General features: G+C 37.4%; 8 protein-coding genes. 3 read left to right on the forward strand and 5 right to left on the reverse strand.

Going from position 1 to position 14,965, the window contains the following annotated elements; genetic code table 11:
* Positions 1-162: 162 nt before the first annotated feature.
* From AT15_RS00005 to AT15_RS00015, 3 genes are all read right to left on the reverse strand, one after another.
* Positions 163-813 carry a zinc-binding metallopeptidase family protein gene (locus AT15_RS00005; RefSeq protein WP_153019665.1) on the reverse strand — a complete coding sequence of 217 codons (651 nt, stop codon included), beginning with the start codon at positions 811-813 and terminating at the stop codon, positions 163-165.
* A 288-nt stretch (positions 814-1,101) separates the two neighbouring features.
* Positions 1,102-1,677 (reverse strand): hypothetical protein, encoded by a 576-nt coding sequence (locus tag AT15_RS00010; protein ID WP_068345096.1) that lies wholly within the window; start codon positions 1,675-1,677, stop codon positions 1,102-1,104.
* An 18-nt stretch (positions 1,678-1,695) separates the two neighbouring features.
* A complete protein-coding gene (locus tag AT15_RS00015) occupies positions 1,696-1,998 on the reverse strand; it encodes a hypothetical protein (protein WP_068345098.1) in 303 nt (100 codons plus the stop codon).
* A 132-nt stretch (positions 1,999-2,130) separates the two neighbouring features.
* Here AT15_RS00015 and AT15_RS00020 point away from each other — a divergent pair, with 132 nt between their 5' ends.
* The 3 genes from AT15_RS00020 to AT15_RS00030 are packed head-to-tail and all read left to right on the forward strand — an operon-like array spanning position 2,131 to position 8,399.
* On the forward strand, positions 2,131-6,129 hold the full coding sequence (locus tag AT15_RS00020) for a hypothetical protein (protein WP_068345100.1): 3,999 nt from the start codon (positions 2,131-2,133) through the stop codon (positions 6,127-6,129).
* On the forward strand, positions 6,122-7,027 hold the full coding sequence (locus tag AT15_RS00025) for a hypothetical protein (RefSeq protein ID WP_068345102.1): 906 nt from the start codon (positions 6,122-6,124) through the stop codon (positions 7,025-7,027). Before AT15_RS00020 ends, AT15_RS00025 begins: the two co-directional genes overlap by 8 nt.
* Entirely contained in the window at positions 7,020-8,399 is a 1,380-nt protein-coding gene (locus AT15_RS00030; protein ID WP_068345104.1) for a sigma-54-dependent transcriptional regulator, read from the forward strand. Before AT15_RS00025 ends, AT15_RS00030 begins: the two co-directional genes overlap by 8 nt.
* Positions 8,400-8,407: 8 nt before the next feature.
* Here AT15_RS00030 and AT15_RS00035 read toward each other — a convergent pair whose 3' ends face one another.
* A complete protein-coding gene (locus tag AT15_RS00035; protein ID WP_068345106.1) occupies positions 8,408-11,584 on the reverse strand; it encodes a CYTH domain-containing protein in 3,177 nt (1,058 codons plus the stop codon).
* A gap of 10 nt (positions 11,585-11,594) precedes the next feature.
* Positions 11,595-14,687 (reverse strand): DEAD/DEAH box helicase, encoded by a 3,093-nt coding sequence (locus AT15_RS00040; RefSeq protein WP_068345108.1) that lies wholly within the window; start codon positions 14,685-14,687, stop codon positions 11,595-11,597.
* Positions 14,688-14,965 lie beyond the last annotated feature (278 nt).

Here is a 14,965-nt window from a genome sequence, read left to right on the forward strand (position 1 = left end):
CCACGAATATACGATGATTCCGTGCCTTTTTCAATGACCTGTTTTTCTTTTCTTTATTTTGTTAACTCGAAGTGCATAAGTTGAGCCCATTTATTTTTCATTATGTGCACCTGGAATTAATAATTTGTACCTATTAAACAAGATTGCTTAATTTTGCTTTTTTCATTTTTCTGGATTTTTGAATTTTTCTTGATACAAAGCGCTGCACATTTTTCTTGCTGCGATATAGGAGTTTTCAGCATCTTTTAGAATTATATATTCATCTTTTGAATGCGGATTTTGGTAACCAATGGATAGATTCACGCAGGATATATAATTCGATAAATAATCTGCATCAGAAAGAGAACCATGTTCCTCTTTGAATCCTGTTACTTCTGAAACAGCTTCTGAAAACTCTACTGTGCAATAGCTGTTTAACGATCCAATGAAGTGCTCCTTTCCCCTCCTGTCAAGCACAAGACCCCAGTTGCATTCGGCTACTTCTTTTGCTTTCTCGCTAAGAAAATACTGTATTCCTTCTCTTCCGCTTTCTTCTTGTACGGAAAATACAAAACTGCACTTATACTCTTTTAGAAGTTCAAGTAACATGTATACACCTAATTTGTCATCTGCGCCTATATTACCCTCCCCTTTGATAATTCCATAAGATTCTTTTATATTAGACAATTTGCCGATCTCATAATCTTCAGTTAGCGCATCCATATGCGCAGATAACAAAGGTGTATTGGGAATCAGTCTATAGATATTACCCATATAATCCTTATCATATGGAATGCCAAGTTCTTTTAAACTTCTCTCCACATATTCTTGCATTTCGCTTACTTCATATCTTTGGGCAGGTATCTTCAAGACCCTATAAGCTCATTTTTGTTAATCATTCTAACCCCTCCCTCTTTTTAAGAAGCTATCTCTCCCAATTTCCTGGATAAATTCATTACAGATTTGATTGAAACAAAGAAAAAAGATAACCAACGGCAAAAGGAACCCTATAACAGAAAATGTTCTCGCTAAACACATAGTGAGAATAAAAGAGTAAACAATCAACAAGAATTTGACAAAAACTGCAATATCACCTCCTTTCAACTGATAGATTTGGCAGTACTATTGATTTTCTATAAAGTCTTTTAACTTCTCGATAGTTCCTTCGGGATTAGTTATTACACCTTCTATCACTTCATAGCTTGCCTTTTTGTAAGTAAAAATAACCGAGAAAATAAGCGCTGCCAGTTTGTGATAAAGAGTTCCTTCGGAAGAATCTGTATCCCAACCCAGATATTTGCTGTAGTAAAGCTTGTTGGTTTTCATAGTAACGGCTGTGGTTGTATGTTCTCCAAAGGTAGCTTCTTCAATTTGAAAACTGTAAAAAATCGAACCGCTCAAAGCTTGATTTGGAGAAGTGGTCATAACAAGAATGCCACCTTCAAAGTCAGAAACAACAGGAACGGCACCCATCATCATGCCGGTTTGGGCAGCCACGGCAAAAACCAGCTCTTTTGTGGTGTCTACTGTGAAATATGAGATTCTGCTATTACTTTCTTCCCAATTTTCACCAAGAATTTTTTCAAGCAATTCAGTAGCTGAATCAGTTAAAAGCTCAGAAGTGCCGGATCCTATTTTTTCTCCCCCGAAAGCAATGATGGAAAGTAAAAGCACAATTACAAATACAACTTTTTTCATGTTATCCCTCCTCGATATTTAGCACAGGCTTATCCAGTCATTACCCATGCGCTTAATCTGAAACTTTTTATTTGGAACAAATTCGAATAGATCATTCAGGAATTTGTGTATAGAGCTGTAAAGGTTATTTATTTCTTTATCGGATCTTGAGGTTTCATCAAGTTGGATGTATATCTCAAAACCTTCGATAGTGTTTGGAAAGCTAAAGCGTATTTCATCTTTCTCAAAATCAAACCCTGTGTTATCTATTTCAGTAATTAGTCTCATGGTATTTGGAAAAAAAGTCACAATAGACAAAGGGCAAGAGAATACTATTACCATCTAAATCACCTCCCATCAAAACCTTCAAGTTATACATTTACACTTTTTAATTTGTGCTAGTTTTGTTCTCTTTGGATTTCAAATGATTGAAATGTATAATTTTGTTGAAGTTATAAGGAAGAGGGTGATTTGATGGTTAACAAGGTTGAATATTCAATAGAAGACATCTTCAAGGGTATCAAGCTATTTCTTGAAGATTATCTTGGAGATTCTGTGGATACCTCCGTTAAAAATGTTTTCAAAGTTGATGCTCCAGAAAATTCTGCAATTGTCAAATTGAACATTGTTTATAAATCCAAACCAATAGATATTGAGTTTTTGACAATATTGCCTGATAAGGAAGGTGCATATTTGATAGATGGGAAACAGCATTATTCCCCTCTGGTGCTTGTTGAAAAGCGAGAGTTTCTTAAGACCAAAAATACCGAAGCTAAAATCAGGCAAATAGATTTCGAGAATTTTTTCGTGGTTCCGGGTTATTTCCTTGAAAAGGCTCTGAAAATACTTAGGGCATTGAGAGGAAAAGAGGCTTTTATAAAAAACATGGCTCAAGTTACAACTGAAAAGAAAGCCGAAAAAGTTTTCGCTTCAAATCTTTCGGCAGTTCTTTCAAATACATATGTTGGGGCAAGGTTGTATGAATTGCTTGATGGCCGATGGATAAAGGTGCCAATATTGTTCCCCTTGAGCAATGATAACGAACTTCTCAGGCTTTCTGAATTGAGGAAGGTTGTCTATCACGGTTCTGAGGTAAGCGAAGAGTTTAGAATCCAGCATGAAAGCCATTTAGGAAGAGTAGATTTGCTTGAAACTCCAGAATCCGAAGCCATCGGTAGGGTATTGTATCTGGCAAGCGGCGCTCATTATGATGCAAAGAAATTGCAGATTATCCCTGCTAATACGAAAAAAGTAGAAGATATCCTCAGCCCATCTACAAGGAGTGTGCCGTTTTTTAACCACTCAGATTCTACAAGGACCATGATGGGCGGTAAAAACCTGAAACAAGCTGTCAAAGTCTCTGGAGCTGAAGAACCAATAATAAAGACCGGAATTGAAAAAGAAGTCGACATGAGAGTCGGAGTGAATGCATTTGTTGGATATTCTCTTTATTATGGGCTCAATTATGAAGACGGGATAATCGTTTCAGATAAATTTGCCGAGAAAATGAGCATAGAGAGAGTGGAGACCTTTTCCTTTGATGAATATATTCCGATACCAGGGGACATTAAAATTACTAAAAATGACAACACGCTTACTCTGTCTTCAGGAGAAATATTGGTGAAATATAAATTCCCCAATATTGGGACGAAACTTGTTTTTGGAGATAAAGTTTGTGAGAGAAAAGTTTACTTAGTAAAGAACAAAAAGCCTGAGATTATAAAAGATCTCACATTTGAATGTAAATACAAGGATCGATATCCTGCCATAATGTCAGAAAGCCCTACTGAAGATTGGCTTTCATTAAAGGAATTACGCAAATGGACTACCGTGAAGCTAAAAAATGAAAAAGAGGAAATAGAACTTAACAACAGTAAATTTGAATTAAAAATTCCTCTGAAAGTGCACAAACCTCTCGAAGTTGGAGACAAGATAACAGGAAGGCATGGAAATAAAGGGACAATTTCCAGGATACTTCCCGAATCCGAAATGCCGTATGTAGAAATAAGCGGCAAAAAACGCCATTTGGAGATGATTCTTAGCCCTTTAGGCATAATAACGAGGATGAATTTGGGCCAGCTTCTGGAAACTCAGGGATCTTTAGCCGGAATAAAAGATGGCTCTCCTGAAAAGGTAAATATCGATGCAATTTTGAAAGCATTGAAAAAGCTGGGATCAGACGATTTTGGGAGGTTTGAGCTGCATTTGGGAAATTCTAAATTCCCGGCAGCTGTGGGTTACCAGTATTTCGTACGGTTAAATCACAACGTCAGAGATAAGCTTCATGTCGTATCGAAGGCAAAGGTGTCTAGTTACAGTTACCAGCCGCTTAAAGGCAAGAAAAAAATGGGCGGGCAAAGGATAGGAGAAATGGAATTCTGGACACTTTTTGATCACAACAGCCCGAAAGTTATTGAGCTATTTTCAAAAACAAACCTCAAGAACTGGAAAGACAGCAAAAAGTATATAAATAATTTCAACTTTTTACTCAGTGCGCTGGAAGGCATAAAACTCGAAAAAGAAAGAGATATTAATGGACTTAAGTTAAAAGTAACAGCTGGATACTCATTGACTAACTTGAAAGCTCAGGAAGAAAAGCTTTCGAAGGAAATTTCTCCAGTGTTGTTTGAAAAAGTTCAGAGCTTGTTGAAATTAAAAAGGCTAAAAACAGGGCCAAAAGACAAAAAGGATTATTTTAAGAAAGCAATCAAGGACTTACTTGCCTCAAAAGATGGCTATATCAGAAAGCATATGTTAGGAAGGCGAATTCACTATTCTGGAAGAGCAACGATTGTTCCCGCAACTGATATTGATGTAGATCATGTATATTTACCGGTGGATTTTGCCTTAGAATGGTTCAGCAAATTGAGGCCCAAATCATACAGTAAAAGGGATATTTTGGAAGGTAATCTTGATGCCCGGAAGTCTTTTGCTAAAGCGGTTAATGATTACGTTGAATCAGAAGATATCTATATACTTTTAAATCGTCAGCCCTCTCTTCATATGCACAGCATACAATCATCTCGCCCTGTATTTTGGGAGCATTATGCAATTGGTTTGCCTATAATGCTTTGCGAGGGTTTTGGAGCAGATTTTGATGGAGATACAATGGCTGTATATTATCCTGTTGAGCAAAGGAAGTTAAAGGACGAACTGGAAAAAATGCTTCCCTCAAATCACCCCTTCAGGATAGGCAATGGTGAATTGATATTTTCATGCGAACAGGACGTGGTTTATGGCCACTATGTATTAACCGAAAAACGTGAAACCAAAAAAGAAGCGAAGCATTCGTTGGTAAATGCAGTCATGAAATCCAGACAGAAAGAACTGCCAAAAACGCTTTTGGATTGGCAAACGCAAAGATTAAACGCGGCAACAGAAGGTGGTTTGAGTCTCTCTTTTTTTGAAGCTGCAAAAGGCATTGGATACATGAGAGAAATAATAGAATCCCAGGCCAGAGGCAAGAAAGAAAACTTCGAACAGATTTTCGGTTCATTAAAAATCGCGGGAAAGTATCTTGGCAATTTTGCAAAAGGGATACCCATCCGGTCCTATTTTGGATTGAAGAATACACCTTTCGAGAATTCGATAGCCGTCCGCGGGAGAAAGTCGATGCTGGACAAGAAGTTGCACGTTGCAGGTGCTGGCTATTTTACTCGAAAAATGGTAGAATTTCTCTATCCTGTGAGAATAACCTTAGATGATTGTGGAACATCGCACGGGATTGAAATCAGCCGGGAATTTGTAAAGCAACTTGAGCAAAACGGCTACTCTCTCGAGCGGCTTATTTTGGGAAGATACGTCAGGTTACCAGATGAAAAGAATTGGCAACTCATAACAAGAGAAAACATAAGCGAGCTGGAAAACAAAGATTTTGTTTTGAGAAGCCCGGTATTCTGTAAAGAAGAGAATGGAATTTGTTCGAAATGCGCAGGAACTGAACTTTCCACGAAATTCCTGCCTTATTCAGCTGGCGAATATATAGGTGTCAAGGCAGGCCATAGTATAGGCGAAAGAGGAACACAGCTTTCTATGAAGACTTTTCAGCTTGGCATTACCGATTTCAAGATGGACAAGGTTTCGAAAGAATTTTTCAACAGGGGAACCGTAAGCGACTACAAAGAATATTTACTCAAGCTATCGCAGAAGACCATCAGCGAAATCGTAGGGGTTTCCGGAAACTCTGGAATGACAGACAAGAAATTGTTTGAAATGATAGATATCTCTTCTATTTATCTTGAAGTATTATTCGCTGGACTCTTGAAGAACTCATTACAGAGAGAAAGTGAAGTTAAGTCAATGATTATGAACCCGAAAAAGTACGGTGCCTTTGCAGCGCTTTCGTTTGAAAATGTCCTTTCGGTTGTAAAAATGCTTGTGAATTCAAAAGAAGATGAATACATCGAGCTTTCGCCAAAATCCTACTACGCACTTTGTGAAGAACTCCTGAAAGGAGGCAGAGAAAATGGCTAAGGAAAAGAGACAGTATCAGAAAACAAAAAAAGAAAAGGAAAAGACAAAACAAAAAAAGGCAATTCTTGAAGTAAATAGAGAAGATGCAAATGCTAATATGGTAGATAATCTGATTACAGTACACAATGATGAAAAGGCTATTGAACCAGAAATGCCGAACGATTTGCTGGAGAGCACCGAAGAAAATAACGATGAAACTATTTCAGAAAATGCCTTTGCAGAAGCTCTCTATATAGGCCTTAAAGATCTGGGTCTAGAAGCCGAAGAGCGTCCCCAGCAAGCCTCTGTAGATCGCATAATTTTTAATGTTTTGAAAAGCCGGGACGGGTATATCTGTGTGAATTCAGGAATTAGGTCTTTTGGATACAGAAAAAATCTACAAAGCAGATATCAAAATCAACTGCTCTTGTTTGATGTGACTGAAAGAATTAAAAAATTCATTGAGTGCTTTTTGAATGGATTTTATGAATTTGAAAAAGTGACGCCGTACTTACTGAGAAATACCATCACTTCAAAAGCCTTTGGTACTGAATACCGTTCATTGCTTACTAAAAATTACATGAAATTTTGGAATGGCGATGTTTTTTCGTTGAATATCATGACCTTTTCAGGAAGGCCGAGCTTGAAAAAACAAGCAATGGCTTTTATCAGGTTTGCATTAGGAGCCGACCCTGATTTGAAGGAAGAACTCAAAACAATAGTTCCTTATATTTCTGATAAAAACAATGTACTTAAAAAGACAGAACGAGTAAATCAATTTTTAGAAAAAGTCCTAAGACTGATTAAGAACCATTTTGTGGATGTGAACCTATCATTAGAAAATTTATACAAGACGCTAAGTAACTCAAAGGAATTTAAGATGTTGCTATCAAAATTGCGAGGGAACAAAAATGGCTGAGAAAGTCATTTGCATAATGAATCCAGAATTGGCAGAAGAGGTATCAAAGATCATCAAAACAATAATCACGAATAAAGAAGACCTGAAAGGAAAATTCACCGTTACGTCTCAAGACGAACAAACCAAAATAGATGGTTCAGGCATCCTGTATATTGTTGATCATGATAAAATGCTGGATCTCGAAAATTACGAAAAACTTTTCGGGAAAATCGTTATCCTGTACCACAAAAGATTAGACAGCAAGGTTATCAAAATGGCCATGAGATATTCCGCAATCGGGGTATTCGACGCGACCCGATTTTTTGGCAACAGGCTTGAATATTCAGAAATAGCGAGATTTGAAGAGACCGTAAAGTCATATTTGAGAAAAAAGCTAAAAGATAAACTGCTTGAAAGCAAACTCAGCAAGCCTATTGACTGGAAATTAAAGCACGAACCCGACTTTACAGACAAAACCATAACGCTTTTTTCCGACGAAAAGATTAGAGAAACAATAATAAAAGCAAAGAGAATTGTTGAGAGCTTAAAAGCATACGTGGAAAAGATAAGAGAAGTACGAAAATCAGTAAAGCTTGAAGAACTGTTGCAGCTCGAGCTTGATGTGATGGAAAAAAGAAAATTAATAACGGTAAAAGAGAAATACGATCTTATTTCCGAAAGCACTGAACAATCCGGGATAAAAGGGGCAGAAGCCATTTTGATTACCGGGCCCACAGGTAGCGGAAAAACCGTCATAGCCAGACAGATCGCCAGACAGCTTTATGGAGAGGAATTTGAGAACTTCTTCTCCAGAGTAGCGGTATCGAATATCTCTGAAAACCTCGTAGAAACGGAACTATTTGGAAGTTTCCCTGGAGCATTTACAGGAAGTGAATACAAGCTCGGAAAGATTCTTTCAAATATCGGCGGAATAGTGTTTTTGGATGAAATAGGCGAAATCAGCCCTAAAGTGCAGGCAAAACTTCTTACTTACATGGATGATTTGGGCTTTCAAATAGAAGGTTATTCAAATCCAAGAGGCATAAAAGCTCCTGTATTGATAATCGCAGCAACAAACAGAAATCTTGAAGTAGAAATCAAAGACGGGAACTTCAGGGCAGATCTTTATCACAGGTTTCGCTATAAAATTACCGTACCTTCGATTTCAGAGAGAAAACCGGATCTCAGATACTTAATAAGTTTCCTTCTTCAGGAAGGAAAGGAGAAGCTAAAAAGCAAGATTCAAAGAATAAGCATTGAAGCGCTGGAGAAGCTTGAAAGTTATGATTATCCCGGAAATTTCAGGGAGTTAGAAAGCATAATTTTCGAAGCCATAGCTTTGGCAGAATTTGATGAAAGAACGTGTATATTAGCAAGGGATATAAAAATATAAGAGCTCCCTCAAGGGAGCTCCACTACTTCTCCAACCACATATGGATTTTCTTTCTGCTCTTTGAAATCGCGCCTGTCAACAGCGAAAACTTTCTTAACGGAATAATTTTTCTTTTCAAGCCTATCAGCCATGTTTGAAGCTACATATTGAAGGAACGAAGTTCCTCCGGCGAGGTTTAATATTATTTCGTCTAATGCATCAAAATTCAACGCTTCAAACTCTGCAAAATTCCTTTCCATTTCAGAAAATCCTGCAAAGGGGTCGTTAAAAAGAAAGGACTTGACATTATCTGCGTCATAACCGCTCTTTTCACAAATTTCTGGAATTTTGTCTTCACCTGTCTTCGAAGTAATCACATAGATTTTGCCTGGATTTAGTTTTTTTATAAGTGTGTAAAGCACTCCCGGTGATGTGCCTAATGGCGTTATGAGAACTCTTTCACTCACGGGTTCAATCTCCATTTTTATAAGTTTTATTGGGAATTCCTTGCCATCCAGTCCTGCCTTTTTGAATTCACCAATGATATCATTTTTGACCCCTTTAAGTAGATTCAAAGTGTGACTGGCATCACTTATTTCGTCTCTATTGATACTTAGAGACAGGTAAAGGGTTCTGTCGAAGTTACCACAAACACTGTGTTTTCTGAAGAACCTTGGATACACATAGCGAATAAGATTGTGTTTCTCAAAATGTGGAAACTGAAGGGCTTTGAATATTATCCTGTCTAAAAGTCTTAACCATTGAGGTACAATAATTTGCTCCTTTTCAGTTTCAAGTGCTTTCCCGAGCTCTGGATAAAAGAAATGGGTTTCGATTTCTTTAGCAATCTTTTCAATCTTGCTCCCCAATGATGCGTTATTTTTGGTATTTTTCAGAATATCTTCTGCCAAATTTTTGATTTCTTCAAGCTGATTCCCGATTTCAGTATGTTCCATATGATTTGCGAGGAAGTTTTCTATTAGTTTTTTGATTTCATATGCTGTTCTCTTGATACGGCTCTCACGATAAGCCGGGTCAACTGTTCTATCAGCCTGTACGTCAACGCCATCGATGAATTTCAACCAGCGGGCCGCTACTGTTGTAAGTTTCTTCCAATCTTGATCATCCCCAAATTCCTTATCGCATTCTTCTTCAAGAGTTGATAAATTCAAAGAGAAGACATCCATAAATTTTTTGCGCTTGATTGGCAAAGATTCATTATCAATTGGCATATGACCACGATGATACCTTGATACAAGCTTTACCGCCTTTTTTATCTTTTCCCAGATTTCTTCTTCAAGCCAATTGTCAATAGCAACTTCAGGTTCGAGTAAATTGTAGTCACTCTCTTCGTTAAGCATCTGGTAAGTCAATTCATTATGCAAATCCCTAACAACACTGGGAAGGCCATCAAGCACCAGGTTTTTGCCATTGTCTGTTCTATATGAGAGTTTTGTGTGCCCTAAATCGTGTACATTCATGGCAATTGCCAGTACAAAGTAAAACTCTTTCTTCAGTTTTTCTGGAACCCCTTTCAAGAATTCTTCTTCCCCCAGAACATTGACGAGATTTACAGTAAACTCCATGAGCCTTTTGCTATGGCGTTGTGAATGTTCAACTGTTTCTGGAATTTGGTCTCCAATCCATTGTAAAGACCATTGGGTTGTTATTTTTTTCCTTAAGTACTTGATTCTGGGATCATCGGGATCCGTAGAGATTAATTTGAAAAATTCTTCACCATAGCCAAAGGGCATTTTGCGGGCTTGAGTGTACTTAGCGAATATCTCCTTTAGCGGGAGAACACTTGCATAGTCTCCTTTTTCTTCTGGCATAAATATATTTTTGAAAAGTTGAGGAAGCAAACTATAATCACTGTAAGAAAGCTTACCTTCCTTTGAGTTGCCGGAATCATTATTTGGTTGCATGATGCTTTTGAAGCCTGCGAGCATTTCGTCTATACTGCTGAAATCCCAATTGACAGGAATTGGAGGGAATTTGATTATTTGCTTTGATCTATCTTGCTTATAAAAAAATGGCATATTATTGAATAAACAATACAATGCTGTCATAATTCCGGCGTATTTGTGCCCAGGAGCTACGTCAACTATTATCTCTTTTTGACGATGATCATGAATTACTTCGGTCATTTCCTGCCAAATAGTCTTGAATGTTTCTATAGCAGTTTCTTTGATTTCAGGCGAATAGCAAAGAGGAATGGATTTAACAGATACTCCAAAAGCATTCTTAATTAGAGGTTCCAAATATTCAAATATCAGCGGGTGGTCTTTTTTGGAAAAGAGTTTGTTGAAATCTTTATCAACTTCTGAATTTTTGTTTTCAAGATCAGGGAAGACGAACATCACAGCTTCATCAATTTCATAGCCGAGTTTCTGGATAAGATATAAACTATCAAGCTCGGCGCAGAGACCATAATATTCACCATAATTGAAAGGATTGTTTTGTTGGAAATAATTATAGATGGGTAATTCGATACTTTTTCCATTATCTTCTTTTACATATACCAGATCCTCGGGTAATTCGTGAAGAGACAAAACTTTATGAGTGACACGGTTAGAAATTTTGATTCTTTTTCCGGTACTCTTGCTTTGATATTTTTTCCCAAACAAAGAAGTTCCCTGAAGCATAACAACAGTTGTTTTCCCTTTGAGTTGGTTCTCTACGAATTCTATAAGGCTGCTGATCTTTGCTTCTTCGTGTTTTGCAAGATTTTCATTTTCGTATTCCGGGTTTCCAGTAACTTCGTTAACAGCATCTAAGCCAAACTCTTTTATGGCTTTATTAAACGAATCTTCCGAATCATCTTCGGAAAGCTCTATCTCGCATAACAAGCCTTTATCTGAATTTTTCATCAGAAAACGGTCGACGATAACTTCAGGATGGCTTTCATTCAAAAAGTAACGTATCTTTATAACAAGGGGCTTATTTTCGAGGTCTCTGATATCAACTTCTTCGGGAGCCAAAGATACTTCTTCCTCAATCCTGTTGGGGCTTTGGTTTTTTTCTTTTTTGGTTTTTGTCCAAAGATGCCTGTAACCGGTGGGTTCTTTCCAGATCTCAAGTCTTATGCGCGTTTGCTTGTCTAAATACCACTGAATAATGCCACACTTCTTTTTGGCTTTTTGGATAAACTCTTTTTCCTGGTTTTTAGAAATCAAAAATTTGCGTTCTTTTTCAATTCGTCTCATGACAAACCTCCTAATATTGTAATCCCAGATAGTAGTTCTCTATAAAGTCCCAACGTTCCTTGTTGCTCATATCTGCTGTATAAAACACTTTGGCAATTTCATGATTTCTATCAATTTTCCGATGAATTTCATTCAAAATGTGAAAAGGGAGATTCTTGTTTCTTAGTAAAAAGGTTCTATTAACGCACTTAAAATGAATAGCTGAGCTTTCACCACCAGAATAACTGACAATTGCTAAACCCAGAATATCCATTACGCTAAGCACCTTAAAAAGAGTCCCGGTGCTTCCTGAATTTGGAGAGCGGTAATCTACACATTTAGATGAACAAGTTTCAAGGATTTGCTCGAAATTCGTTGTCCATTCGGATTTTACCCTTATCAGATTTGATCTTAACCCTTTGATTTTAGTGTTGATAAGCTCCCCACTTATTTCAAAGAGTTTTCCCTTCCGATTTCTCTTGTTTCCAGTAAAGTAATTAAGAATTATTGATCTAATCTTTTCTTTGGCATCTTTAATTGTAGCAAAATCGGCATATTCATTTACAGTGTTTTTTATTAGAGTTTCAAAATCCTCCATTGTAACTTGTTTAGTTACTTTAAGCGTCAAACGTTCTAACAGATCTAGGAGCGAACCGAAAATCCGCTCAATAGTTTCGACGTTTTGATTAGTCGATACATCTATCTTTATTCTCGGATAAACCCTTTTGCCAAAGACTTCAGCAGGTTTATTGAAAAACAGCCAGATCAATTGTTCAATATTCTTTTCGGGAAAACACCTTTTCCACAATTCAATTATGTCGACGGAATATATGCTTCCAATGCTTGTATATGTACCCGTTTTATCTTTTCTTGATGTTTTTCGAGAAACTTTTCTTATTTCTGGAAATGATTCAAGCAAAAGATCCCCGACTTCATCTTCAACCGAGAAGTAAAGGTATCTGTACATCTCGTTTTTCCTTATTAATACGGGCCTTCCTGCCATTCTTTCCAACTCTTTCTGCACAAGGAACATAGCTATTCGCGTTTTGTTTTTTAACTGGTCAGGAGATTCATCTGCCTTCGTGCTGAAAAGAAATTTCAAGTCATCCAGAGATATTACAATATCTCCATCACTATGAATTTGAACTAAGTTCCAAATATGTTCCATAACGTGTTTAAGCTGCCACTTTCTGGGTAATGATAACTTTGAAAGTTTCAGCCCGTTTGATGGATCAACTGGATGATAATATGTATAAGCGATAGACTTTTTACCATCCCTTCCAGCCCGACCGATTTCCTGAACATATTCTGAAAGATCTGGTGGCACACAGTGGTGGAAAACCTTACGTATATCATGTATATCGACTCCCATACCAAAAGCTTTGGTAGCGAGGATAACAGGAACTCTTCCATTTCTTAAGGATTTATACGTTTTATTGCGTTCTATATCATCTGTTTTGCCGGTATATTCGCGCACAAACCGCCTTATTTTTGGAAATGCATCCAGATAGCCCATCACCTGCTTAACGTGATTCACAAAGGGGAAATATACTATGGTTTTCTCTTTCTCTTCAACAAGTTTCAAGATCTCTTCTGAAGTATGTTCCAATTTCTGGGTGCTGATAGAATCTTTGGAGCTACTATCATTTTGAAATTTCTCAATGACAATATCGATGTTAGATCTTTTCACATCGGTGAATACAATTTGTGGCTCCTTTAAGCCCAACATTTCTGAGATTTCATCGATTGTTCCTAACTCTCCAGACCAAATAGCTGTTGCTGTTGTAGCCATCACCGGAAAAACCTGCAGTTTTCTTAGTTTTTTGAGTTCATCTCCAAGGTATCCATAATCAACCCGGAACGTTTTACCCCAAGAGCTTACCAGATGTGCTTCATCCACAACAAAAAGCCCAACTTGCCTGCTGCCTATGAGAGAATCAAAACTATGAGAGACAAAAGTTTCTGGGGAGATATAAAGTAAATAGATCTGTCCGCTGTTGACTTTAGAAAGAATTTCAGTCTTTTCCTCTATGCTTAAAGATGAATTGATAAATGCAACAGAATCCTCATCAAACCTGCGCTTCAAGTTATACACTTGATCTTCCATCAAGGATTTTAAGGGAGAAATCACAATGGTGAGACTTTTGTTGAGTTCATACAATACCTTGGCTGCAAGCATATAGACAAGAGATTTCCCGGACCCTGTCGAAGCGACAAAGAACAAATCTCTGGGATTGGTTTTTCCTCTCTGATCTATAAGAAACTGAATGAGCTCTTTCTGGCTGATCTTATAATGCTTCTTAGATAACGTTACTGCATTGTACTCCAGGAAATTATCGAAACCGTATTCTCTCTTCAAATATCCATCAATATCAATTGACCTGGTATCTCTGGAAATTACAAAGCCTGCATAACGAACTATTTCTGGTTTCATTTTATTGTCGAGAGCCTTAAAGAACTCTTTGGAAAGTTTATCCATTGTGTTTTTATCGTTATTCAAGAATAAAAAGGTATCGGCTTCAAAGGGTTTGCAGAATAATATACCAGAATTTTGGAGTTCAGATTTGAATTCCTGGGATAACGAAATTCCATAGACCTTTTTGTTTTTCAATCTCTTAATCAGGTCATTATAAGCAAAGATTTCTTCAACTTCCGGCATTTCGAGTAGAGGAACAGCTACAGGTACATCATTGGCTAAACATATCATCCTATCTCCGTGTTTTTCAAAAGCCCCCAAATTCTCGAAATACTTCCACTGTTCATTTGAAATAAAGACACCAGGCTTTTCATTCAGGAGCAAAGTTGCGCTATCATCCTGGAATTTTGCCAAAACAAAAGGAACATTTTTTGCAAGAATTGAATACAGATACTCAGTTACGATAAGCTTTTTGCTTTTCAGAAATTTATCGGCAAGATTCATTAATTTATCCGGTGCTGTCAATGAAATATACCAATCTACATTAAGCTCCAGATCTTCTTCAAAATAAGATGCGAGGTCTTTTATTGTATCCAATGATAATCTCCCGGCATTTTTAAGCACTATCAAATTGTAAGATTTCAAAAGCTCTTCAATCTTTTCAACAACAAAAGAGCTTTTTGGGCTATCGATAATATCCAATGCCATATTATCTCCTCCCTTCATATGTATTAGATTTTCAAATATACATTTACACTTTTTCAGCAAACAAAAGAAGAAATGCTAACTAATTCTTGTCTGGTAAGGGAATTGAGAATGTGAAAGCAGAGATTCGAGTTACGAGTCGCGAGAGAGTCAATAAAACGGCTATGCCGGGCTTCGCCCAGGCTGTGCGTGACCACGTCACGGCCCTGCATTCCTTCGGAATGGCTATGCGCCTGCGGCGGAGAACGGGGATTTGAAGAACGACAGTTGGTGATGCGACT

The sequence above is a fragment of the Kosmotoga arenicorallina S304 genome (assembly GCF_001636545.1).
In the GTDB taxonomy this organism is placed as follows: Bacteria; Thermotogota; Thermotogae; order Petrotogales; family Kosmotogaceae; genus Kosmotoga_B; species Kosmotoga_B arenicorallina.